Annotated in this window: 18 protein-coding genes; 13 read left to right on the forward strand and 5 right to left on the reverse strand. The window is 64.1% G+C overall.

Annotation, left to right across the window (positions count from 1 at the left end; all coding sequences use genetic code 11):
* Positions 1 to 18 precede the first annotated feature (18 nt).
* The 5 genes from ACFQ50_RS11240 to ACFQ50_RS11260 are packed head-to-tail and all read right to left on the reverse strand — an operon-like array spanning position 19 to position 6,811.
* On the reverse strand, positions 19 to 819 hold the full coding sequence (locus ACFQ50_RS11240; RefSeq protein WP_377995612.1) for an enoyl-CoA hydratase/isomerase family protein: 801 nt from the start codon (positions 817 to 819) through the stop codon (positions 19 to 21).
* A complete protein-coding gene (locus ACFQ50_RS11245; RefSeq protein ID WP_377995614.1) occupies positions 816 to 3,083 on the reverse strand; it encodes a gluconate 2-dehydrogenase subunit 3 family protein in 2,268 nt (755 codons plus the stop codon). Before ACFQ50_RS11245 ends, ACFQ50_RS11240 begins: the two co-directional genes overlap by 4 nt.
* Positions 3,084 to 3,116: 33 nt before the next feature.
* On the reverse strand, positions 3,117 to 4,751 hold the full coding sequence (locus tag ACFQ50_RS11250; RefSeq protein ID WP_377995615.1) for an acyl CoA:acetate/3-ketoacid CoA transferase: 1,635 nt from the start codon (positions 4,749 to 4,751) through the stop codon (positions 3,117 to 3,119).
* 20 nt (positions 4,752 to 4,771) lie between these two features.
* Positions 4,772 to 5,782 carry a Gfo/Idh/MocA family protein gene (locus ACFQ50_RS11255; RefSeq protein WP_377995616.1) on the reverse strand — a complete coding sequence of 337 codons (1,011 nt, stop codon included), beginning with the start codon at positions 5,780 to 5,782 and terminating at the stop codon, positions 4,772 to 4,774.
* A gap of 9 nt (positions 5,783 to 5,791) precedes the next feature.
* Complete coding sequence (locus ACFQ50_RS11260) at positions 5,792 to 6,811, reverse strand: LacI family DNA-binding transcriptional regulator (protein ID WP_377995617.1); 1,020 nt, start codon at positions 6,809 to 6,811, stop codon at positions 5,792 to 5,794.
* 271 nt (positions 6,812 to 7,082) lie between these two features.
* Between ACFQ50_RS11260 and ACFQ50_RS11265 the strand changes: the two genes are divergently transcribed.
* The 13 genes from ACFQ50_RS11265 (at position 7,083) to ACFQ50_RS11325 (ending at position 22,904) form a co-directional block, all read left to right on the forward strand.
* Entirely contained in the window at positions 7,083 to 8,372 is a 1,290-nt protein-coding gene (locus ACFQ50_RS11265) for an extracellular solute-binding protein (protein ID WP_377995618.1), read from the forward strand.
* A gap of 79 nt (positions 8,373 to 8,451) precedes the next feature.
* Complete coding sequence (locus ACFQ50_RS11270) at positions 8,452 to 9,459, forward strand: carbohydrate ABC transporter permease (protein ID WP_377995619.1); 1,008 nt, start codon at positions 8,452 to 8,454, stop codon at positions 9,457 to 9,459.
* A 2-nt stretch (positions 9,460 to 9,461) separates the two neighbouring features.
* Positions 9,462 to 10,370, forward strand: a complete 909-nt coding sequence (locus ACFQ50_RS11275) for a carbohydrate ABC transporter permease (RefSeq protein WP_377995620.1) — start codon at positions 9,462 to 9,464, stop codon at positions 10,368 to 10,370.
* Positions 10,367 to 11,326 carry a sugar kinase gene (locus ACFQ50_RS11280; protein WP_377995621.1) on the forward strand — a complete coding sequence of 320 codons (960 nt, stop codon included), beginning with the start codon at positions 10,367 to 10,369 and terminating at the stop codon, positions 11,324 to 11,326. The genes ACFQ50_RS11275 and ACFQ50_RS11280 overlap by 4 nt, the downstream gene beginning before the upstream one ends.
* A 57-nt stretch (positions 11,327 to 11,383) precedes the next feature.
* Positions 11,384 to 12,022 carry a bifunctional 4-hydroxy-2-oxoglutarate aldolase/2-dehydro-3-deoxy-phosphogluconate aldolase gene (locus ACFQ50_RS11285; protein ID WP_377995622.1) on the forward strand — a complete coding sequence of 213 codons (639 nt, stop codon included), beginning with the start codon at positions 11,384 to 11,386 and terminating at the stop codon, positions 12,020 to 12,022.
* 102 nt (positions 12,023 to 12,124) lie between these two features.
* On the forward strand, positions 12,125 to 12,844 hold the full coding sequence (locus ACFQ50_RS11290; protein WP_377995623.1) for an HAD family hydrolase: 720 nt from the start codon (positions 12,125 to 12,127) through the stop codon (positions 12,842 to 12,844).
* A gap of 451 nt (positions 12,845 to 13,295) precedes the next feature.
* Positions 13,296 to 14,753, forward strand: a complete 1,458-nt coding sequence (locus ACFQ50_RS11295; RefSeq protein ID WP_377995624.1) for an MFS transporter — start codon at positions 13,296 to 13,298, stop codon at positions 14,751 to 14,753.
* Between the two features lie 143 nt (positions 14,754 to 14,896).
* Positions 14,897 to 17,002 carry an FAD-binding protein gene (locus tag ACFQ50_RS11300; protein ID WP_377995625.1) on the forward strand — a complete coding sequence of 702 codons (2,106 nt, stop codon included), beginning with the start codon at positions 14,897 to 14,899 and terminating at the stop codon, positions 17,000 to 17,002.
* Positions 17,003 to 17,353: 351 nt separating this feature from the next.
* Positions 17,354 to 17,596: a hypothetical protein gene (locus ACFQ50_RS11305; RefSeq protein WP_377995626.1), complete on the forward strand. Its 243-nt coding sequence runs from the start codon at positions 17,354 to 17,356 to the stop codon at positions 17,594 to 17,596.
* Positions 17,597 to 17,797: 201 nt separating this feature from the next.
* Complete coding sequence (locus tag ACFQ50_RS11310; RefSeq protein WP_377995627.1) at positions 17,798 to 20,233, forward strand: DEAD/DEAH box helicase family protein; 2,436 nt, start codon at positions 17,798 to 17,800, stop codon at positions 20,231 to 20,233.
* Positions 20,234 to 20,589: 356 nt separating this feature from the next.
* Positions 20,590 to 20,943 carry a type II toxin-antitoxin system RelE/ParE family toxin gene (locus tag ACFQ50_RS11315; RefSeq protein ID WP_377995628.1) on the forward strand — a complete coding sequence of 118 codons (354 nt, stop codon included), beginning with the start codon at positions 20,590 to 20,592 and terminating at the stop codon, positions 20,941 to 20,943.
* On the forward strand, positions 20,943 to 21,248 hold the full coding sequence (locus ACFQ50_RS11320) for a helix-turn-helix domain-containing protein (RefSeq protein WP_320538102.1): 306 nt from the start codon (positions 20,943 to 20,945) through the stop codon (positions 21,246 to 21,248). Before ACFQ50_RS11315 ends, ACFQ50_RS11320 begins: the two co-directional genes overlap by 1 nt.
* Before the next feature lie 771 nt (positions 21,249 to 22,019).
* The gene (locus ACFQ50_RS11325; protein ID WP_377995629.1) at positions 22,020 to 22,904 is read left to right on the forward strand and encodes an NmrA/HSCARG family protein; all 885 of its coding nucleotides are present in this window, start codon (positions 22,020 to 22,022) and stop codon (positions 22,902 to 22,904) included.
* The last annotated feature ends 133 nt before the right edge of the window (positions 22,905 to 23,037 follow it).

A 23,037-nucleotide genomic window follows, 5' to 3' on the forward strand; every position in this document is an offset into this window, starting at 1 on the left:
GAGTTTGGCTGGGCGGTCTCAGCGGTCCGTGAAGAGCGCGGGGCGCTTCTCACGGAAAGCTGCGACGCCCTCGGCAAGGTCGTCGGTGGCTGCGGCGAGTCCGCCGGCCAAGGCTTCCAGCACACGGGAGGGTGCGCCGTCTGCTGCTGCGTCGATGAGTTGCTTGGCCAGCTGCACCGCCAGCGGCGCTCCGGCCAGCAGGTCGGCGCTAAGCCTGGCCACGGCGCCTTCCAGTTCGTCTTTAGGTGCGACGGCGGTGACCAGTCCCCAGGCGAGGGCTTCCTCTCCCGAAAGCTGCCGGCGGGTAAGGACCATTTCCTTGGCCCGTGCTCTGCCGACGAGTTCGGTCGCCCGTTCGGTCCCGCCCCACCCCGGAACCGTTCCCAGGCCTGTTTCAGGCAGGGCTACCCTCGCCTCCGAGGCGATGACGCGGAAGTCGCAGGCCAGGGCGAGTTCCAGGCCGCCACCGAAGGCAAGACCGTCGACGACCGCGATGCTGGGCTGGCGCAGCCCGGCGAGGGCGTCGAACGCCAGGTGGCCGGTGGCGATCCAGTCCCGCCACATGCCTGCGGCGGAAAGGTCCGCGAAGTGGTTGATGTCGGCTCCGACGCAGAAGACTTTTTCGCCGGCGGTGCGGACGATGACCAGCCGCGCCGTTGAAGCGGCGACCTCGCGGGCGGCGGTTGCCAGGTCTTCGAGGAGTCCGAGGGTCAGGGCGTTCAGTTTGGACGCCCGGTCGATCAGGATGGTGGCTGTGTGGCCGTCCTGGGAGTACTCGACGGTGACCTGTTCGGTGACGGCCGCCGTTGGGGTGCTCATGGCTTGTCCTTTCGCTGGCCGCCGAGCTCGCCGGCGAGGTGTTCTGCGGCGCGCAGGACGATGGCCCAGATGGTCAGGGTGGGGTTGATGCCGGGGCAGCTGGGGAAAGCGGCGCCGGAGTACATGTAGAGATTGCGGGTGTCGTGGACGGCGAGGTGTTCGTCTAGGACCGTTCCTGCCGGGTCGTGTCCGAAGCGGGCGCCGCCGAGGTCGTGGCTGGAGCCGACGCCGGTGAAGTAGGGGCCCTGCCAGGTCTTGGTAGCACCCATGTCCTGCAGCAGCCCAGTTGCCTTGTCCGCCATCCAGGAGGCCAGCTGCCGTTCGTTATCCCGCAGCCGGTAGGTTACCCGGACCAGCGGCATGCCCAGACCTGAGGAGTCGCGGTGCCGGGGGTCGATTTCCAGCCGATGCGAGGCATAGGGCAGGGCGTCGGGCTGGATGCGGATGACGCCTTGCTGGGACCAGAGCTTCAGGTGGTCACGGTAGCCGGCGCCCCAGCGGCGGACGTCCCCGGGCAGAGTTTCCCGGGCGATCTGCAGCGGCAGGGCCTGCTGTTCGGCCCCGAGGGTGGCGCCGCCGATGAAGCCGTGGTCCAGGGAACGGAACTCGGGGGAGAGGAAGTCGTCCAGCACGACGCCCTGTGCGGCCGGGCCGGTGTGCCGGTTGAATTCGGTGCCCGGGAACAGGGCGTCGACATGGCCGAACATTTTGGTCATGTAGTGCATGCCCAGCTGTCCGGTGTTGTTGCCCAGTCCGTTCTCGTGCTTTGAGTCCGCCGAGAGGTACATCAGGCGGAGGTTTTCGTAGGTGTAGGCCGAGAGGATGACGGCGCGGGCGTACTGGCGGCGGACCCGGCCGAGGGGATCGACCCATTCGACGCCGCGGGCGGCGCCGGATTCGTCCATGATGATGCGGGTGACGCGGGCGTGGGTGCGCAGTTCGAAGTTGCCGGTGGCGATGGCCGCGGGTACGGGGCCCAGGCCCGGGTGCCAGCGGTCACCGCGGAAGGAGCCGAGGCCGTTGTTCCAGGCACTGTATCCGGTGGCGGGGCGCCCGTTGTAGGACTCGGTGGTGAATCCGACGGGGACGGGGTGGGGGTGCAGCCCGGCAGCCTTGGTGGCGTCGGTGAATTTGTTGCCCAGGATGAACGGGCGGGTCGGAGGCAGGGGCAGCGGCTTGCTGCGCTTGATGAACGGGTTGGATTCATCCCCGGCGATGCCGATCAGGTGTTCGAGCCTGGTGTAGTACGGTTCGAGCTGGTCGTAGGTGACGGGCCAGTCGGCCAGGGTGCAGTCCTCCGGCAGGGCACCGGTGCCGTAGAGACCGTCGTAGTGGCTCCTGGGGGCGAACTGCCAGGGGTGGAAGCGGCGCAGCCAGGATCCGTAGTGCCCTGCGGATCCACCGACGCCGTTGACCATCCGGCCCAGCGAGAAGGTGGCTTCGCGGCTGTCTTCCTCGTCGGTGGTTTCGCGCCAGCGCGGGGTTTCCTGCTGGAACTTCGGGCCCAGCCCGCCGCGGGTGTAGTAGGCGTGTTCGAGTTCGTCGGGGAGGAATTCGTCCAGCGGCCGGAACGGGCCGGCCTCCAGGCCCACTACGCTGAGGCCGGCTTCGGCGAAGACCTGGGCGCTGAGTCCGCCCATGGCGCCGACGCCGACCAGCAGGACGTCCACTTCGTCGGTCATCTGCGGGCTGACGGCGTTCTCGTAGCCGAGCTGCTTGAGCTTGTGGCCTTCGGTGTCGCGCGGGATCTCCCGCATCGCGTCCGCGAGGGTCTTGATGACCCCGCCTTTGGCTGCGTGCTCGGTGCTGAGGTTTTCCTCGGCGGAATTTTCCAGCCAGACCCCGGGGTGTTTGAGGAACTTCCAGCCGGCGGCGTCCTTGTTGCCGCCGTGGGCCGGGTCCGCGAACAGGCCTTCCTGCATGTGGGCGACGACGAGTCCGAAGAGGTCGCACTGGTCTTTGACCGGCAGCTGGTCGGTCAGTTCGCCCTGTTCGAGGAGGGAAAGCACGTCGGTGCGTTCGTCCAGGGTCAGCGATGCGAAGTTCCGCCCGTGCTTGTCCTCGGCGTAGCGGTCCAGGGCGCCGAAGAGCCACTGGTACCTGGGCAGGTCCTTGCGGCCATAGCCTTCGAGCGTGAGGTCCAGGTATTCGGTGACTCCGGCGTCGCGGACGTCGGGGCTTTCCCCGTCGGAGGGGAACATGGCTTCAAACAGCGCGTTGGCGAGTTCGGTTTGGTACGGGGTCAGGATGCGGAAGCTTTTCATCGCGGGAGTCCTTTCAGGTGTTTGGGCCGGGCGTCAGTGCACGGCCAGGGAAGGGGAGCGCTGTTCGATCCGTTCGTGCAGCGGCAGCGGTGGAAGGCGGATGCCGGCGGGGGAGTCGGCGAACAGGGCGAGGTCCATGGTGCGCAGGTTCTCCGAGACGATCAGCGGGAACTCGCTGCGGTCCAGGACGTCCTTTTGCAGGTCGACGCCGGGCGCGATTTCGGTCACGACGAGGCCGTCGGCCGTAAGTTCCAGCACGGCCCGTTCCGTGATGTACTTGACCTTTTGGCCGCGGGCGAGGGCCCTCGGTCCCGAGAAGGTGACAGCGGAGACGTCGTTGACGAGCTTGGTGAAGGGCCCGTCGGAGCGGATGTCCAGGCCGGTTTCCCCGGCGGTGATGTCGCGGCGTCCGGCGGTGAAGGCGCCCATGAAGACGATTTCCGGGGCGGAGGAGGTGATGTCGGCGAAGCCGCCGACGCCGGCGGTGACGTGCCGTTTCTTCGGCAGGTGGTGGACGTTGACGTTGCCATGCCGGTCGATCTCCAGGAAGGAGAGCAGCGAGCGGTTGAAGCCTCCGCCCTGCAGGAGGGTGAACTGGTCGATGCTGGGCATGATCGCATCCGGGTTCTGGGCGCATCCGAAGGCGAAGTCCAGCAGCGGGACGCCGCCGACGGCGCCCTGTTCGATGACCCAGCTGACTTCCCGGCCCTGGTTTTCCTCAACCAGGATGTGCGGCACCAGCGCGGAGACGCCGAAGCCGAGGTTGACGATTTCGCCGGCTTTGAGTTCCTGGGCGGCGCGGCGGGCCGTGACTTTCTCGATGGAGAAACCGACGTGTGGAAGCGAACTCAGGGGCCGGCGAAGCTGGCCGGAGATCGCGGGATCGTTGGGGGTCAGCGTGGTCTGCAGTTGGTCTTCGGCGATCACGACGGCGTCGACCAGGATTCCGGGGACTCTCACCTGCTGGGGGTGCAGGCTGCCGGCTTCAGCGACGCGCTTGACCTGGGCGATGACGACGCCGCCGTTGTTATGGGCTGCGTAGGCGAGGTCCAGGGCACCGAGCGGGGAGCCTTCGTCTTCAAACGTCAGGTTGCCGTATTCGTCTGCGGTGGTGGCGCGGATGATGGCGACGTTCGGGACAACTACGGGGAAGAAGAGCCATTCCTGCCCGGCTACGGTGGCTGTTTCGACGTGCGCGGCGGGGGTGGTGTTGTTCATGCGGCCGCCCTGCAGGCGGGGGTCGATGAAGGTATCGATTCCAACCTGGGTGAAGACGCCGGGCTGTTTCGCGGCGGCGGTGCGGTGCATCTGGTAGATCACGCCGGAGGGGAAGTTGTAGGCTTCCACCTCGCCGCGTTCAATCATCTGCCAGATCAGCGGCGGTTCGGCGCTGGACGGGCCCGAGGGGTAGGAGCCGGCGATGATTTTGCGCAACAGGCCCCGGCGGGCGATGTGGTCGATGCCCTTGACGCCGTACATGTCGCCGGCGGCGATCGGGTGCACGGAGGTCAGGTTGACCGGGTGCGAGGTTTCTTCGAACCGCTGGCCGATGCCGGCCAGTACGCTGTCAGGGCAGCCCAGGGCGCTGGAGGAGCTGACGGTGATGACGTCGTCGTCGTTGATGAGCTCGGCTGCCTCGCGGGCCGAGAGGATCTGTACCTTCTGCATGATGGTTCTTTCTGGGGGTGTTAGTTGATGTGTACGGTGCGTCCGGAAATGGCGGATTCCTGGGCTGCCAGAGCAACCTTGAGGGCAAGCAGGCCGTCCCGGCCGGTCGCTGTGGGGACTCCGGTTCCTTCGACGGCGGCGGTGAAGGCCCGCAGGCCGATGACGTAGAGATCCTCTGAGCAGTCGACCTCGACGGACTGGACGCCGGACGCGGTGGTGAGAACCACTTGGCCCTTGGTGTCCTGGGTCATGGCGTCGATGACCTGAATGGTGCCGTCCGTGCCGTGGACTTCCAGGGAGGTTCCGGCATAGCCGACGGTGAAGGAGTCGTGGGTCTGGGCCAACACCGGCGCCTGGCTGTCATTCTCGTAGCGGATAACGGTCATGGCGGCGTCTGCCTGGCCTCCGGTGTTCCATCCGGCCTGCCGGACAGCCAGCGCGGTGACGGCAACGGGGGTGCCGAGCAGCGGGTTCAGCACCGACGCGTCATGGCAGGTGATGTCCAGGATGACGCCGCTGCCGGGCGTCCCCTGTCCCAGCCGCCAGCCGCGCAGCCGTTCCGGCAGGAGCACGGCGTGGGCAACTTTTGCCGACAGGACGGTGCCAATGGTCCCGGCCGCGACGAGATCCCGGACCTTGGCGTGCAGGGGACTGCCGGGCAGGTGGTGGTTGGCGGCAAGGACGAGGCCGGCTTCTTCGGCCAGCCTGACCATGGATTCGGCCTGGCCGGCCTCGAGGGCGAGTGGTTTCTCGCACAGGACGTGCTTTCCGGCTTTTAACGCCCGGGTGGCCTGGTCGAAGTGTAAGGCGTTCGTGGAGGAGATATAGACGGCGTCAATATCCCAGCCCAGCAGCTCGTCCAGGTCGGTGGTGTACCGGGCCAGTCCGTGGCTTGCGGCGAAGTCGCGGGCGCGCTCAGCGGATCCGCTGACAACGCCGACGGCGTCGCCGCCGCTGGTCCGGATCGCGCCGATGACCCGTGTGGCAGCGATGTCACTGGCGCCGATCAGGCCCCATTTCAGTGCTGGCATGGTGTTCTCCTAGGTTCGGGGTCGCCATTGGGCGGTGGAGGCTCTGACTTTCAGGGCCGGTTCGATGAGGGAGCGCTGGGGTTCCAGCGAGGTGTCGCGGATGCGGTTCAGAAGCAGTTCGGCGGCCGTGCGGCCGATCAGTTCCGGGTAGGTGGAAACCGAAGTCAGTGGCGGGAGCAGCAGTTCGGCCATGGCGATGTCGTCAAAGCTCGCCACGGAGACGTCCCGGCCCGGTTCCAGGTTCCGGCGGCGAAGTTCGGCGTAGATGCCCAGAGCTACCGCGTCGCTGTAGGCGATGATGCAGTCCGGCCAGATGCCCTGGTCAAGGACCCTGGCCACGCCCTCGGATCCGCCGCTGGCGTTGTTCGTGGTCGGCGCGGACCGGGACGGATCGAAGGCCACGCCGCTTCCCGCGAACCCGGTTTCCAGTCCTTTGATGCGTTCAGTCCGGGCCGAAGAATGTTCAGGACCGCCAATCAGCACAGCCGAGGCGGCGCCCAGGGAAGATACGTGCCGGGCCAGCTGCTGCCCGGCGGCAATGTTGTCCGGACCGACGTAGTCCATCTCTTCGGAGAAGTAGCGGGCCAGCTGCAGGACCGGCACGGAGGAACGGTCAATGATCTGGCAAACCGGGGTCAGCTCGGTTCCCTCGGCCGGTAGCAGGAAAATCCCATCGACCTGCTGCTGGACCATCGTCTCGAGCTGCAGGGCCTGCCGCTCGATGTCGTCCCGGCTGTACCCGACAACGAGGGTGTACCCGGCTTCATGGGCGGCCTTTTCAATGGCCATGGTCAGCCCGGCAAAGTAGGGGTTGCGGATGTCCGTCACGAGCAGCCCCAGGGTCATCGACTCACTGCGCCGCATATTGGCCGCATGCCGGTTGTAGACATAGCCCAGTTCCGCCATCGCCAGCCTGACCCGGTCCGCGGTCGCCTCCGGAATCCGGGAGCTTCCCCTCAGCACCAGGGACGCGGTAGATCGCGATACCCCGGCAGCCCTGCTCACGTCGTTCAGGGTCACTTTTTTCACTGGTTCTGCACCTCCTCTCGCGTTCGGTCCACTATTTCTATCACGGTTCACCACTCAATGGTAGAGCGATCTAATAAAAATCTACCGGACGAGATCCGCCAAATTCAGGGAAGTTTCGCTAATAATTGCGGTCAGCTTGCGCCGGGAGGGCCGGTCAACGCGCGATCGCAAGCTAACTATTGCATCGATCTACTTAACTATGTAATCTGAACCACAACGCAGGCTCCAGCCGGGCCTTATCCGGCGTCTGACAACCCAAAGGAGAGTAGTCATGCGTGCACCAAAAAAGCTCAAGATCTCGTTGGCCGTAACGGCGGCGGCAAGCCTTATTGCAGTAACCGGATGTTCCGCCAACCAGCCCGCCGGCAGCTCCACGGGCGGCTCCGACAAGCTGGAAATCACCTCCTGGTGGACCTCTGGTTCCGAGGCCGACGCCCTGAACGTTTTGATTGACGGCGTGAAGGCGGCCAAGCCCGGACTCTCCGTGGACAACGCCGCGGTCTCCGGCGGCGGCGGCTCCAACGCCAGGCAGGCACTGGCGGCGCGGCTTCAGGCCGGCAGCCCGCCCGATGCGTGGCAGGTACACCCGGCCGGGCAGCTCAAGAGCTACGTCGACGGCGGCCAGGTCGCGGACCTGACCGAGCTGTGGACGCAGAACGATTGGGCCTCCCAGATGCCCAAGGACGTGGCCGAAGCCCAGCAGGTCAACGGCAAGTACTACACCGTCCCGATCGGCGTTCACCGCGGGAACGTGCTGTGGAGCAACCCCACCGTGCTGTCCAAGGCCAACGTCAAGATCGACCCGGCAGCCGGCGTCGACGCACTGATCAGCAGCCTGAAGCAGGTTCAGGCCTCCGGGGCCACACCCGTATGCCTCGGTGACAAGGACATCTTCGCGTCCTCCCAGCTGCTCGAGTCCATCATCATGTCCAGGGCGGGGGCGGATAACTGGAAGAAGCTGTTCACCAACGAATACTCCTTCGACGCACCCGAGGTGAAGCAGGCCCTGCAGGACTACAAGACCATCCTGTCGCTGGCCAACAAGGACCACTCCGCCATCACCTGGGATGAAGCCGCGAAGAAGATGGCGGACGGTGCCTGCGCCGTGAACCTGATGGGGGACTGGGCCTACGGCGAGCTGGTCAACGCGAAGAAGAAGCCCGGCACCGACTTCACCTGGGTGGCGTTCCCGGGCAAGGAAGACATCTTCGACTACGTCGGCGACGGCTTCTCCATCCCTGCGAACAACATCCCGCACGCGGACGCGGCCAACGCCTGGCTGAAAACGCTCATGGATCCCAAAGTCCAGACTGCCTTCGCCGCGAAGAAGGGCTCCATCCCCGCGGTGAAGTCCGCCGACATCTCCGGCCTGTCCAAGTACCAGCAGGAAGCGGCAAAGAGCTTCGCCTCAGCCAAGGTGGTGTCCTCCCTGGCCCACGCCCAGGCCGCCGGAGCGGAATTCGCCCAAACGTATGCCGACGCAGTGTCCACCTTCAACGGCAGCGGCAACATCGATGCCTTCATCGCCAGCATGACGGCGGCCCAGAAGACCCAGCTCTAGAAGCCGGTCAGCCAACCAAGTCGCAAAGGGTGTGGCTGCAGGCCCCTGCAGCCACACCCCGGACAGGATCAGTGATCACATGACAACCTCAACACAACTGCCGCCCGCGCCGGCCAGCCCCGGTCCGCGGCCCAGGAAACAAATCCCGCACAACGTCAAGACCTCCCGCCGGGCCGCATGGATCTTCGCCCCCAGCCTGCTGGTCAGCTTCCTCTTCGTCTATGTCTTCATCGGCATCACGGTCTACATCTCCCTGTCGAACTGGAAGATCGGCACCAGCCCGAACCTGACGCTGCGCAAGCCCCTCGGAGGCACCTACGGCGAGATCGTCCAGGAACAGCGCTTCCAGGCAGACATCCGCAACGTGGTGATCTTCACCGTCATCTTCCTGGTCCTGGCCATCCTCGGCGGACTCATCGCGGCCCTCTTCATCCACCATGTCTCCGTGGGCAAGGGCCTGTTCCGGACCGTCTTCCTGCTGCCCTACGCCCTGTCCTTCATCGTCACCGGTGTCGCCTGGCGCTGGATTTTCTCTCCCTCGACCGGCGTCAACGAAATCCTCCGGAGCATCGGCATCGACAATCCGCCCGGCTGGACCACGGACCCGACCATCCTCGGTGCCCTGAACAACCCCTCAGGCACGGACTTCCTGAAAGTCCAGTTCGGCATCCCGGTGGCGCTGCTGCCGATCATCTTCGCTGCAGCCTGGCAACTCGTGGGCTTCGCGATGGCGATGTACCTCGCCGGCCTGGCCTCCATCCCCGAAGAGCACCTCGAGGCGGCCAGCGTCGATGGAGCCAACGTCTGGCAGCGACTGCGGCACATCGTCCTGCCCCAGTTGTGGCCCTCCACCATCACCTGTTTCGTGCTCCTGCTGCACGTGGCCCTGAAAATCTTCGACCTCGTCGTCGCCATGTCAGGCTCCGGCCCCGGCTTCGTCACAGACGTCCCTGGCATCTACATCTACAACTACCTCACCAGCCGTTACGACAAAGCCTCCGCAATGGCGATCATCCTGCTCCTGCTAACCCTCGCGGTCATCGTCCCGTACCTCATCCGCGGATACCGCAAAGAGAGAAAGGCATAGACATGGCCGTCGAAACACTCGAAGCGACCCCGTCCCAACGCACCCGCACGGCGCACCGCCGCCCCGGAAAGGTGGCCCCCAAGCCCCGGACCTGGCACCTGCCCAAGTCCCTGGGCGGCTGGATCGTCCTGGCGGTCTGCAGCATTGCCACGCTCGGCATGCTGGTGCCCGTATACGTCATCATCACCACCGCACTCTCCGGAAGCACCGGCGCGCCGAACTTCTTCCTTGCCTTCCCCGATGCCCCCAGCCTCGACGCCTTCAAGGGCGCCTGGACCAAACTGCACGGCTCCCTGGCCAACTCACTGCAGATCACCATCCCGGCGGCCCTGATCTCCTGCCTTCTCGGGTCGATCAACGGCTACATCCTCTCCAAGTTCCCGTTCCGGGGCTCCAACGCCCTCTTCACGGTGCTGCTCGTCGGCATGTTCATCCCGTTCCAGGCCGTCATCATCCCCGTGTTCCAGTTCCTGAACATGCTCCATCTGCAGGGAAGCATCATCGGCCTGATCCTGGTACACATCATCTACGGCATCCCGATCACCACACTGATCTTCCGCAACTACTACGAAGGCATTCCCAGCGCCATCATCGAAGCGGCGTCCATCGACGGTGCAGGGATCTGGGCAACGTTTATCCGCGTCATGCTGCCGCTTTCCGTCCCCGGCTTTGTCGTCGCCGGAATCTTCCAGTGCACCAACATTTGGAACGACTTCCTGTTCGGCTTCATCCTGGCCTCCCCGGCCGCGTGGCCGGCCACCGTGACACTGAACAACCTGATCGGAACCACCACGGTTAACTACTCCGAGCTCATGGCCGGCGCCGTGCTGGTCGCAGCACCCACCGTCCTGCTCTACCTCGTCCTGGGCCGGTACTTCGTGAGCGGCCTCACCGCCGGAGCCGTGAAATGAGCCTGGACGTCCTCTGTGTCGGTGAAACCATGGCCGTTGTTACCCCGGCCAGGGCCCAGCCACTGAAGGAGGCCGAGGAATGTTTGCTTGGATACGGGGGAGCGGAGTCCAACGTGGCTGCGCACCTGGCCGAATTCGGGTACCGGTCCGGGTGGGCAAGCCGCCTCGGCCAGGACCCGTTCGGAGACCGCATCATCGGGGGCCTGGCTGCGCGCGGAGTGGACGTCAGCATGGTCATCCGCGACAGCAACGCCGCCACCGGCGTGTATTTCAAAGACCCCGACCTGGGCCACGGCGCCCGGACACTCTACTACCGGGCCGGGTCAGCGGCCTCGGCCATGGCGCCGGAGGATTCAAGCGCCTGGCCGCTGGAACAGACCGGCTGGATCCACACCAGCGGCATCAATGCCGCACTGTCCGCCGGCTGCTCCGAGCTCACGGAGCACCTCCTGACCCACGCCCGGGCCACGGGATACAAGGTCTCCTTTGACGTCAACTACCGCCCCGCCCTGTGGGGAGTGGACGCCGCCGGACCGCGTCTGCTGGAACTGGCCGCCCGCGCAACGGTCGTCCTCGTCGGGCTCGACGAGGCGGAAACCCTCTGGGGCTGCACCACGGCTGAACAGGTGGCCGCGCTCCTGCCCGGACCCCGACACCTGGTCATCAAGGACTCAGCCACCGAAGCCGTGGAATTCGTCCGCGATGACAGAGCAGCAGAAACAGTGGTCCGCGTGCCCGCTCACCGGGTGGACGTCGTCGAACCCGTGGGCGCCGGCGACGCGTTCGCAGCCGGATACCTGGCCGGTCTTCTCCGCGGGGACCAACCCGAGGACAGGCTCGCCCTGGGACATTCCTTCGCCGCCTGGACGCTGGGCACGCGCGCCGACTTCCGCCCCGGCCATGGAACGAAACCCCGCACCTATGACACCGGACAACACCACGCGACCGTGAACTGACGGCGCCAGGAACCCGGGGAAATATCGCCCCGCAGCACGACACTGAAAGAGAACACTTTGGCACACACCCTGCACAACGACTGGTTTGACGACGACTTCTTCCGGGTACCGGTCATCGCCGTACTCCGCGGCCTCGCGCCCGGGGAGGCAGTCAGGTCAGCCACCCGGGCCTGGGACGCCGGCGTCGAGCACGTCGAAGTCACCATCGAAACACCCGAAGCGGTCCGGACGCTTGCCGCCGTGGCCAGCGCCGCCGCCGAACGCGGCGTCGCCGTCGGGGCCGGCACCATCACCAGGCTCGAGCAACTGGACGCCGCGGCTTCCGCCAACGCATCATTCACCGTCTCCCCGGGCCTGGACGAAGGGATCATCCACGAGAGCATCCGCCGCGGCATCCCGCACCTCCCGGGCGTGGCCACGGCGAGCGAAATACTCCGCGCCAAGGCCCTCGGCCTCACCTGGCTCAAGGCCTTCCCCGCCTCGGTTCTCGGCCCCGACTGGGTCAAGGCCATGAAGGGACCCTTCCCTGAGGTGCGGTTCGTCGCGACCGGTGGCATGAAGGCGGCCAACGCGCCCGCCTACCTCTCCGCCGGGGTCAGCGTCGTCGGACTCAGCTCCGATTTCGCTTCCGACGGCGGTGCCGCGGCCGTCCGCGACCTTCTTGCCTCAGTCGCCGGAACGAACGCTGCAAGCTGACACCACCGCATACTGACCGCACCGGAACAGGAAGCGGGGAACATCATCACAAGAACACGGGAGCCGGCCGCGAGCCGGACGACGCTAAAAAAGGACACCGCCATGGCTCCGGGAAACCAACGCGACCTTCAAGCGGTCCTGTGGGACATGGACGGCACGCTTGTCGATACGGAGCCGTACTGGCTGGCCGCACAGAGCGAAATTGCGCGAGAGCACGGACTTAACTGGACCATGCAGGACGCCCGGGCAACCGTCGGGCAGGCCATGCCGGTCACTGCTTCGATACTTCAGGACCGCGGTGTCTCGCTCTCCACAGAGGAAATCATCAATGACCTCCTTGAACGGGTCGTGGCCAAACTGGAAGGCGGCATTCCGTGGCTTCCGGGCGCCGAAAGAATCCTGGCTGAACTGGCCGCCGCGCACATTCCTTCCGCCCTGGTCACGATGGCCTTCAGCCCCGTCGCCACCCGCGTGGCATCTGCCGCGCCCATCGGGACCTTCCACGCCGTGGTCGCCGGCGACGCCGTCGCCCAGGGCAAGCCCCACCCGGCGCCCTACCTGGTTGCCGCAGAACTCCTCGGCGTCGAACCCGCGCTCTGTGTGGCCGTGGAGGATTCAGTCAGCGGCACCACCAGCGCCCGGGCCGCCGGCATGGAAGTGGTCGTGGTCCCCGGAGTTGTCCAGCCGCAATCTGGCCCCGGCCGCCACTTTGTCAGCTCTCTCGAGGACGTCTCCATGGAAAGCCTCCGCACCATACTCCGGGACACCGCAGTCACTGACCACCCGCCGTTCGACCAACGCACGGAGCTGACCGCTCGCTGACAACCCGGACGTGCCTGTTTCGTTCATGTCCAGCGCGCAAACCCAGCCCTGCAGCCAGGTACAGTCTCCAGCGTCGGCGTCCCGGCCTGCAAGGATTCAGGCTGCGACATGCAGTCAGGACAACAGCAACGGCTTTCTTTGATAGAGCGATCTACTCATTCAGATTTCTTGAATCCCGTTGTATCTGCGGAAGATGACGCGACCGTATTGGACATGTCGACCGAAATCTATTGCATCGATCTACTAACTTCGCTACTCTGGTTTCAATGATTCGGTCTGCAACGGTCGGGGTTCCACTGGATTCGAGATGCCCGGCGTGCCTGAACCCCTTAACGGCCGGTCAATAGCAGCGCAGACCCCGGCCATTGCAGCCGGGCCTGGGGACACAGCACGGCCGTTAGCGGCCTCACCGCCAAGAGAACTTAAGCACTCACGATAGGTAACACACACGATGTCAATTAACGAGGACGTTAGGGGCGCCAGCGCCACTGCCACGTCAGAGGTGACCCGCACTGACCTGCTGCGGGCAGCATGGGCCAGTTCCCTGGGAAGCGCGTTGGAGTATTACGACTTCGCGCTCTACAGTCTGGCCTCGGCGCTGGTGTTCGGGCCGCTGTTCTTCCCGGGAAGCAACCCCAGCACCGGCCTGATTCTTAGCTTCGGCACCTACTTCCTCGGTTTCGCCGTCCGGCCCCTGGGCGGGATCATCTTCGGTCGGCTTGGCGACAAGCTCGGCCGTAAGTTCGTCCTGCTCACCACCGTGGCACTTATGGGCGGGGCGAGCACCTTGATCGGTTTCCTGCCGACCTACAACGGTTCGGGCGGCGACTGGTACGGCGGGGGCGTCGGCATCATCGCACCAATCCTTCTGATCGGCCTCCGGCTGCTCCAAGGATTGGGCGCAGGCGCCGAGATGGCCGGGGCATCGATCCTCATGACCGAATACGCTCCCCGCAAGGAACGCGGCTTTTACGCCGCATTGCCCTTCCTCGGAGTCCAGATCGGAACGGTCACCGCCGCACTGGTCTACTTCGTGCTTCTCAACGCTAACCAGACGGTCAAGATCACCGAAACCTGGCTGTGGCGCATCCCGTTCCTCGCCAGCGTCGTCATCCTCTTCGTCGCGATTTTCATCCGCCTCAAGCTCAAGGAATCACCGACCTTCGCCAAGCTCGAACCCCACGAAATGATCGTGGACAAGCCTTTGCGCACGCTGTTCAAGCTTTCCGGGAAGACCCTGCTGCGCGGCATTGGCCTCCGGATGGCAGAGAACGGCTCGTCCTCCATCTACCAGGCTCTCGCCATTGCCTACGTCACCAGCGCAGCAGTCGGCGTCACCGGCCCCATCGGCGCCCTGTCCCTGGTCTTCGCTGCAGCCCTCGGAGCCGTCGTCGTACCCATCGCCGGCAAGCTCACCGACCGCTTCGGGCGCGTCAAGGTCTACCGCGGGTTCGCCATCTTCCAGCTCATCGCGGCCTTCCCGATCTGGTACGTCCTGAGTCTGGGCGACACCGTCCTGACCATCGCCGTCCTCTCCCTCGGGCTCGGCATCGGCACCTGGGGCATGTTCGGCTCGCAAAGCGCCTTCATGTCCGAACTCTTCGGCGTACGCCAGCGCTACCTCGGCGTCTCCGTCGCCCGCGAAGTCTCGGCAGTCATCTCCGGCGGCATCGCCCCGCTCGTCGGAGCATGGATCATCTCGATGGTCGTCGAAGCCAACGGCGGATCCTCCGTCACCGATGCGGGCCTGGGCGCCTGGGTCCCAATTGCCGGATACCTTGCCCTGCTGACGCTTATCACCATCGCCGCAACGTTCTTCACGCCCGAAACCATCGGCCGCGACCTGAACGAAACCCGCGACGCACTGGATGACCCCGCCACCGTCGCAGCCCACCACGCAGCATCCTGATCACCGGGCAAAACCGAAGCAATAGATAACCCAGCACCCCTTGGGGCGTAGTTCGCCCCAAGGGGTGCCCCCAATCATTACCGGCGGACCCCCTTGATCGCCGTCGGGCAATCCGCCAGCAACAATCCCGGTAGGACAAGAACATGACTTCCCCACTCACCGTTAACATCGACGGCCATCAGGTACCCGTCATCACAGCCAAGACCGTCGTCGTCGGGACCGGATCAGCCGGTTACTGCGCGGCTGACCGGCTGTGGGAAATGGGCCACGAAGATGTCGTGATGGTCGCCGATAAGGTGCGTGCCGGTGCATCCCGCAACGCCGGTTCGGACAAGCAGACCTATTACAAAATCACCCTCTCAGGTGGCGACAACGATTCCGTGCGAAGCATGGCGGAGACACTTTACTCCGGCGGAGCGATGGACGGTGATAACGCCCTGGCCGAGGCAGCCCTCAGCGGACGCAGCTTTACCCGGCTTGTGGACCTCGGTGTGCCCTTCCCGCAGAACCGCTACGGCGAATTCATCGGGTACAAAACAGACCACGATCCGCGCCGCCGGGCCACCTCCGTCGGGCCATACACCAGCCGGACGATGGTTGAAATGCTCGAAAAAAAGGTCCGCCGCAACGGTACCCAGGTCTACGACCAGTGCCGCGTAGTCGACGTCATCACCCAGCGGAACGGGGACGGGCAGCTGTCGGTCCAGGGGCTGTTGGTCCTCCGCCGGGACGTTCACCATGACGGCCCGGACAGCCCCTACCTGCTTTTCCGCTGCCGGAACATCGTCTACGCCACAGGCGGGCCCGCCGGAATCTACGCCACCCGAGTCTTCCCCAACGGACAGTGGGGCGCGTCCGGCGCGGCGTACCGGGCCGGCGTGCACGGCAAGAACCTCACCGAATGGCAGTTCGGACTGGCCTCCACCCACCCGAAATGGAACGTCTCCGGCACCTACATGCAGGTCATTCCCCGCTTCGTTTCAACGGACCCCGACGGCGATGACGAACGCGAGTTCCTCACCGAAGCAATCCCCGATTACGGGCGGCTCATGTCCCTGGTGTTCCTGAAGGGATACCAGTGGCCGTTCGACGTGCGGAAAGTCCGTGACGGCTCCTCACTGATCGATCTGCTCGTATACCGCGAAACAGTCCACCGTGGCCGGCGGGTTTTCCTCGACTTCCGCCGCAACCCCGGGCGCGATGACTTCGACCCGGCAGCCCTGGAACCCGAGGCCTACCAGTACCTTGAGAAAGCCGGAGTACTCTTCGGCACCCCCGTCGAGCGGCTCAGGCATATGAACGAACCGGCCTACCAGTTCTACCTGGACAAGAACCCCTACGTGGACCTGGAAAAGGAGATGCTGGAAGTCGACGTCTGCGCCCAGCACAACAACGGCGGCCTGACCGTCGACGCCTGGTGGCAGTCCAACGTCCGCGGATTCTTCCCTGTTGGAGAGGCCGGCGGTTCGCACGGCGTCTACCGCCCGGGAGGCGCCGCCCTGAACAGCGGCCAGGTCGGCGCCACCCGCGCAGCAACGTACATCGTCGCTGCACCGGAGGAACCCAGTCTGTCAGATGCAGCCTTTGCTGCCCTTGCCCGTCCTGCTCTGGACGACGCGGCCAGCCTTGCGGCTGCGGCCGCGCGACGCGAAAAAGACGGAGCGCCCGACAATACCGGCGAGCTCCTAAACCGCATCCAGTCCCTGATGAGCGCGAAGGCCGGTCCCGTCCGCTCCAAGGAATCAATCAGCGAAGCACTCGGCGAAATACGTGAGCTGGCAGGGAACTACGCGCAGCTCATCTCGGCGTCGAAGGGATCACGGCGGTCCATGGACCGGGTCTTCCTTGTCCGCGACATCCTCACGACCGCGCATGTGTACCTTGCCGCGATGGCAGACTACCTCGAACACGGCGGCCGCTCCCGCGGCTCCGTCCTCTACACCGATCCAAGCGGTTTCCTGCCCCGTGCCGGTTGCGGGCAGAATCCCGACAACGAGCTGGACCTGCCCGAGCAGTTCCGCCTGTCGCTCGACGAAGGTGCCCTGGACGGAGAAATACAGGAAGCTGCCCTTCGTTCCTCCGCCGACGTCGATGACTGCGCTGCCAGGGACCGGGTCCAGGGGCGCACTGAGGATACAGGGGCGGGCGAACCCGTCTTTCACTGGCGACCACGCCGCCCCATCCCAGAGGACGACGACTTCTTCGAGAACGTCTGGCGACAGTTCCGCGAAAACGGCAACGTGTACTAGGAGCGGGATGGAGAGCCCAAGATGCGCTCAAGTCACTGGCTGCCGAGGCAATAGGAATCTGCTGTACGCAGCTCAGGGGAGAGGCTGGTTCGCCTGGTGCTGATCAGATGATCTGAATGGCGAGACGCACCCCGAAAAACGGCTCCTGTATCGCATCGGGCGGATCGCACGATCACCCTCACGAGTGGCTGGCGTCAGCGGATGGGCCGGTCATTTCGAACTTGCCGTTGACACATCTACTCCTACCTCGATTACCGGGTCCGCAACGACACCGATCGGGCGTTCCAGTTCTTGGTCAATACGACTGATGAGCATCTTTGCGGTGAGCTCTAGGCCAAGCGTGTTCCTGACGTGAGGTTCTACATCCGTGCAGAGTATGCCCAGTTTCACGAAGCCGCCGGCGGAGTCTACCGCCAATACGAGGTCGTGCGCCTGACCCGCGACAGGCCAACGGGACTGGTGGTGTCGCAGGAACAAATCATCGAGAACAAGGCTCAGCTCGTCCACGACGGGCACATGATCAACGCACCCATCTTCGATGCACAGCCCCAGGCGGAAGCGGGCAACGGAACGCTTGCACAAGCAATGGCCTGAGCTGTTCGGCGCCTCAAGAGGGGTGCCCATTCGACGATCAGCCTTGCCCCGATGATGACGAATCAACGAATTAAGTCATCAAGGGCGCGACTTCTTGTCGGTAGACCAGTCTCTCAAAAGCACGAACGATGGCCAACTTAGCTTGATGACTTTCTTCTAGTTTCGGCGTGGTGGCCTATGCCGACCACAATGGAACCGTGATTGAAGACACTCCTGAGGCAGGTGGCCAAACTGCGTTGCCGGGCCTTTCCAATGTTGCCGGGCCTTTCCAATACGGCAGACAGGGCGCTGAGTCGTGAGCTCGACGAATTGCGCCTCGATAATGCCAGGCTGCGGAAACTCTTGGAACTCACGGAAGTGGAGTCAAAGGCAGCACACCTGGCCCAGGCAGCAATTCCTTCGGTGGTGCACCATGGTCCGGTATCCATGGAATCGTCGCCGGAAGCGAAGGTCCGGATGTTCCAGGACTTGTTTAGGGCGCGCAGTGACGTCTACGCAGTCCGGTGGGAAAACTCGCGGGACGGCCGCTCCGGCTGGGTTCCTGCGGTCGCCGGTGGTTGGCGCAAGGGCGCGAACATCGCGGGTGCCAATTTCCTGCCGCTGACTCCGTTCGTTGTTGCGGATCATTTGCGCGGGGCGCAGCACATTGGCCTCTATCCTTTGACTGAACAGGACACCTGTTGGTGGGTGGCGGCGGACTTTGACGGCGGCGCCGCAATGCTGGATGCGTTGGCGTACGTCAAGGCGGCTCGTTTTCGGGGTATCCCCGCAGCGTTGGAAGTGTCCCAATCCGGACGTGGCGCCCATGTATGGATCTTCTTCAGCACAGCTCTGCCGGCGTCCGCAGCACGCCAGCTTGGCACGGGTCTTATCCACGAGGCGATGGCATTGCGGGGCAGTATGAGTCTGGCGAGCTATGACAGGCTCTTTCCTGCCCAGGACGTTCATTCAGGCAAAGGCATGGGGAACTTAATTGCTTTGCCGCTGAACGGCAAGCGCCGCCAGCACGGCACGACGTTGTTCCTCGACACTACGACTCTCGAACCATATGAGGACCAATGGGGGTACCTTTCCAGCCTGGATCGGCTTTCGGAGCGGGAAGTTCGTGCCCATGTCGGAAGGCTGCCTGCCGTCAAATTGGGACAAGAGGTTCGCCGGCTTGAACTGCCGCTATCGTCCAAGATCGTTCCACGCCCCGCTCTGATCGTCCGAGTCGCATTCGCATCACGCCTTACTATCAAGGCAGCAGATCTTGGACCAGCCATGATCTCAGCCGTCAAGCATGCCGCTTCCATGCCGAACCCTGAGTTCTATGAACGCCAACGCCAGCGGCGATCCACCTGGAATATTCCCCGGTACCTGCGCAACTACGACGAATCGCTTGAGGGAGACCTCATCCTGCCGCGTGGGTTGTTGCCCTTCATGAAGGAACTGGTCGAATCGAGTGGTAGCTCGTTGCGCATTGATGATCAACGGGTGGAAGGTGCGGACCACAGCTTCGAGTTCGCGGCCCGCCTGCGCGCGGAGCAACAAGATGCCGTCGATGCCGCCACTGCCGCCGAGCACGGGGTCCTGGTGGCCCCGCCCGGCACAGGCAAGACAGTGATGGCGTGTGCTGCGATGGCACTTCGTGGCGTCTCAACGCTCATTCTGGTTGATCGCAAAGCCTTGGCGGAGCAATGGCGCAGCCGCATCCGTGAGTTCTTGGACGAGAATTGCGGCCAAATCGGAGGTGGCCGTGCCAAGACAACGGGTCGGGTCGACATCGCGCTTTTGCCTACGCTGGCACGGCGGGAAAATGTTGCCGAGCTGACCGCCGGCTATGCTTTCGTCATCGTGGATGAATGTCACCATGTCCCGGCGGCAGCGTTCACTCACGTCATGAACCAGATCCGGGCCCGGTACTGGCTGGGGCTGACGGCCACCCCGTACCGGCGGGACAAGTTGGACTCGCTGATCTATCACCAGCTCGGCCAAATCTCGCACGCGATTTCCCCGGCTGTTCCGCGGCAGTTGCCAACGCACGCACACGAGATTGCCGAACCGACGCTGACTTTGGAACTGCACCGGACCTCGTACGCGTACGACGGCGCCGCAGACCCGAGTGAACCGGGCGGGATCTCTGCCATCTATAAGGACTTGATCGCCAATGAGGAACGCCTACGTCAAATTTACGACGACGTCCTTGAAGCTTACGAGCAGAACTCCCGAATCCTTGTACTGACTACGTGGAAAGCCCATCTTGAGTCCCTGAGGTCCCGGTTCGAGGCGGCTGGCCTGAAGCCAGTGGTTTTCACCGGGGCGATGAAGGCCAAGGAACGGCAGGCCGCGGTCGACCTTCTTGCAAGCACGGATGATGCGGAGCCTCTGCTGGTCTTGGGCACCGGCTCATATATTGGAGAAGGCTTTGACTGCCCGAAACTGGATACCCTGTTCCTTGCAGCGCCGGTGTCGTTCAAAGGCAGATTGGTTCAGTACATCGGCCGGATTATCCGGCCTTACCCAGGGAAAACTGTGGCGACAGTTCACGACTGCCACGACGAATCGACACCCGTACTGGCCGCGTCCCTGAATAAACGGGCTCCGGGCTACGTCTCGCTCGGGTTCCCTGACCCGCGCAAGCCCAAAAGCAGATAAGACGACGGTGACCGCCGTCCGGATGAGCCTACTCCCAAGGCGCGCACCTCCAGGTCGGCGCATCTTGGCCAAGTTGCCGGGTCGGACGTCTGATGTCACCGGCACAGGCAGGAAATCAGCACGGGCGTGGACTTCATATTGCGCCGCGACGCGGGGCTGCTGAAGCGCCTGGAGGACGTCTGAATTATCGCCTCGAATACGACGACATCGCCGCCTTGCCAGATCTTCGCGCTGCGATGCACTGCCGGGCCACAACTGTCATGGGTGTGACGGCTCGTCCCTGCTGCACGTTCAACAAGTGGCAGCCGTAATATAGCACTTGAGTTGTAGAACACCTGAGTTGTATGATGGGCTCGATGTGGAATGTTGACGTGGGATTAGTTGAGCCGTGGCTGTTAGGTCTTGACCAGGACTCGTATGAGCAGATTGTTGCTGCATTAGAGCTTCTCGCTGAGCGCGGGCCTCAACTTGGTCGTCCTTTGGTCGACACGGTGGTTCGTTCACGGCATAAGAACATGAAGGAGCTGCGGCCGGGATCGAGCGGGCGGTCGGAACTGCGGATCCTGTTTGCCTTTGATCCGGAGCGGCGGGCGATCCTGCTTGTTGCTGGGGACAAGGCGGGCAACTGGAGCAAGTGGTACAAGACGAACATTCCGCTTGCTGATGACCTGTTTGATGATCATCTGAGGATTCTGAAAGGAGGGGCATAGTGGCGAAGTCCATGGAGGAACTGCTGGCAAAGCGTCCGGTTGACCGGGCAGCTGTGAATGCCCACAAGAAGCGCATGGTCGATGAGGTCCGGGCCTACCGGCTTCGGGAGCTCCGTGAGGCCTCTGAGCTGACGCAGGTCGAGCTTGCTGGGCGCCTGCATGTCAGCCAGAACAGGGTGTCCCGCATCGAGCACGGTGACATTGATCGTGCCCAGGTCGATACTTTGCGAAAATACGTCGAGGCGCTGGGTGGCCGGCTTCGTGTCGAGGTTGAACTCGGCGACGAACGAATCCAGATCGCCTGACGAAGCGACTCCGAGCGATCCCCGGCGGCAGCCGTCTGCCCGGACAGCGAGGTCTAATAGGTTGGAAAAGAGGTGTGCACATTGTGCACATCTTGGGCTTCGGATGGGGTCGTACTGGGGGCGGTCTGGGGCGGATTGCGGAGGTTTTCGGGATTTCCCAGTGTTTGCAATGGCCGGAGTCCGGTTCGAGTCCCATCTTGGGCACGTGTTTTCCCTGTTCAGGGGCTTGTTTGCCTCTGAGTGTGGACATTTTGTGTTGTGAGGGGCCCTCCGGGGGCCTTTCTTATTGGTGGCCGGTGGTGTGGCCGGCTGTCTCCGTTCCTGGTGCTTGTGCTTGAGTGTTTGGTCTTGGGTACCTGTTCATGGTCCCCCTTGGCCTGGATAGCATGATCTGAGAACGTTCGGCGGAAAATTTCTCTGCTGCTCGACATTGGTTGTTCATCCCGTTCCTCCTTTCTGGTAGTGGTGGGCTGTTCTGCTTATTCATGGTCGGCCTGAGGTGGAACTGCATGACCTTCTTCAGTTGCGGAGTCGTCTGTGCCGCGTTGCCTGTTTCTGCCTCCATGCCTGTTCATGGCAGGGCTTCCGGATGGCTGCATGACTGTTGTGGCTCTGTGAGGGATGCCAATTGGGGCTAGTCTCTGCAGCCCTTAGAGTTCCGGGCCTGCAGATTGAACATTGGGCGTGTCAGTGGTGTCGTGCCGCCGGCGCCGGGCATGTTCATGAGCCGACTAATGTTTGGACGTGTCAGTCCCGGACCAGGAGAACGCCATGAACAGCAGTGATACAACATCCCGCAGGTCGCCAGTCATCGCCGTCGTCGGGGCAACCGGCAACCAGGGTGGCTCCGTCGTGCAGGCGCTCCTGGGAGGGGACGTGCGGGTGCGTGCCCTCGTCCGCGATCCGGGCAAGCCTGCAGCACAGGCGCTGGCCGCCGGCGGCGTTGAACTCACGGTCGGCGATCTGACCGACCCGGCAGCACTCGACGCCTTCCTTGACGGGGTGGATGCAGTGTTTGCCATGACCACGCCGTTCACTGACGGCCCCGAACAGGAGACCGCCACCGGCATTGCGATCGCCGATGCCGCTGCCCGCGCCGGGGTACGGCACCTTGTGTACAGCTCCGTCGGTGGTGCCGAACGGGAATCCGGCGTCCCGCACTTCGAGAGTAAGCGCCGTGTCGAGGAGCACATCGAATCACTCGGCATCCACCACACATTCCTGCGACCAGTGTTCTTCATGGACAATTTCGGCCGCTATTCGACCAGTGTTGAGGACAGGCAGATCGTGGTGCGGATGGCCATGCCCGGTGACATTCCGCTGCAGATGGTCGCCGTGCGTGACCTCGGGAAAGCAGCCGCGGCCATCCTGCTGGGTGGAAGCGCCGTCGAGGGTTCCAGTGTGGAGGTCGCCGGCGATGAGCTCACGGGTTCGCAGATCGCCCAGGCCATGGGGGAGTTCGCCGGTCTTCCCGCAAGGTACGAGGCGTTGCCGCTGGAAGCGGTCGCCTCGTTCGGGGACCAGGCCGCGATGTTCCGCTGGTTTGCCGAGACGCCTGCCTACCGGGCCGACTTCGCCGCCACCCGCGCCCTCGTGCCCGACGTCCTCGATTTCCCTGGCTGGCTTGCCGCGTCGGGCTGGAAACCTGCCGCCTGACGCAGCTTGGCGCTGCCGGGCTGGGTCGGTGCGTCATCCCGGTGCGGGTGCCTTCACCGGCCGGGAACCAGCACTGGGGTTCGTGGAGCTATTCGAGGGGAGGTAGAGGCACAAAAAATGGGCGCGGGAAGAT

This window comes from Arthrobacter sp. NPDC056493, assembly GCF_042795115.1.
Lineage (GTDB): Bacteria > Actinomycetota > Actinomycetes > Actinomycetales > Micrococcaceae > Arthrobacter.

Coding starts and splice junctions, on each gene's coding strand:
- ACFQ50_RS11300 (WP_377995625.1), top strand. CDS start 14,897: ATGACTTCCCCACTCACCGTTAACATCGACGGCCATCAGGTACCCGTC.
- ACFQ50_RS11270 (WP_377995619.1), top strand. CDS start 8,452: ATGACAACCTCAACACAACTGCCGCCCGCGCCGGCCAGCCCCGGTCCG.
- ACFQ50_RS11315 (WP_377995628.1), top strand. CDS start 20,590: ATGTGGAATGTTGACGTGGGATTAGTTGAGCCGTGGCTGTTAGGTCTT.
- ACFQ50_RS11240 (WP_377995612.1), bottom strand. CDS start 819: ATGAGCACCCCAACGGCGGCCGTCACCGAACAGGTCACCGTCGAGTAC.
- ACFQ50_RS11265 (WP_377995618.1), top strand. CDS start 7,083: ATGCGTGCACCAAAAAAGCTCAAGATCTCGTTGGCCGTAACGGCGGCG.
- ACFQ50_RS11280 (WP_377995621.1), top strand. CDS start 10,367: ATGAGCCTGGACGTCCTCTGTGTCGGTGAAACCATGGCCGTTGTTACC.
- ACFQ50_RS11250 (WP_377995615.1), bottom strand. CDS start 4,751: ATGCAGAAGGTACAGATCCTCTCGGCCCGCGAGGCAGCCGAGCTCATC.
- ACFQ50_RS11255 (WP_377995616.1), bottom strand. CDS start 5,782: ATGCCAGCACTGAAATGGGGCCTGATCGGCGCCAGTGACATCGCTGCC.
- ACFQ50_RS11290 (WP_377995623.1), top strand. CDS start 12,125: ATGGCTCCGGGAAACCAACGCGACCTTCAAGCGGTCCTGTGGGACATG.
- ACFQ50_RS11295 (WP_377995624.1), top strand. CDS start 13,296: ATGTCAATTAACGAGGACGTTAGGGGCGCCAGCGCCACTGCCACGTCA.
- ACFQ50_RS11245 (WP_377995614.1), bottom strand. CDS start 3,083: ATGAAAAGCTTCCGCATCCTGACCCCGTACCAAACCGAACTCGCCAAC.
- ACFQ50_RS11275 (WP_377995620.1), top strand. CDS start 9,462: ATGGCCGTCGAAACACTCGAAGCGACCCCGTCCCAACGCACCCGCACG.
- ACFQ50_RS11325 (WP_377995629.1), top strand. CDS start 22,020: ATGAACAGCAGTGATACAACATCCCGCAGGTCGCCAGTCATCGCCGTC.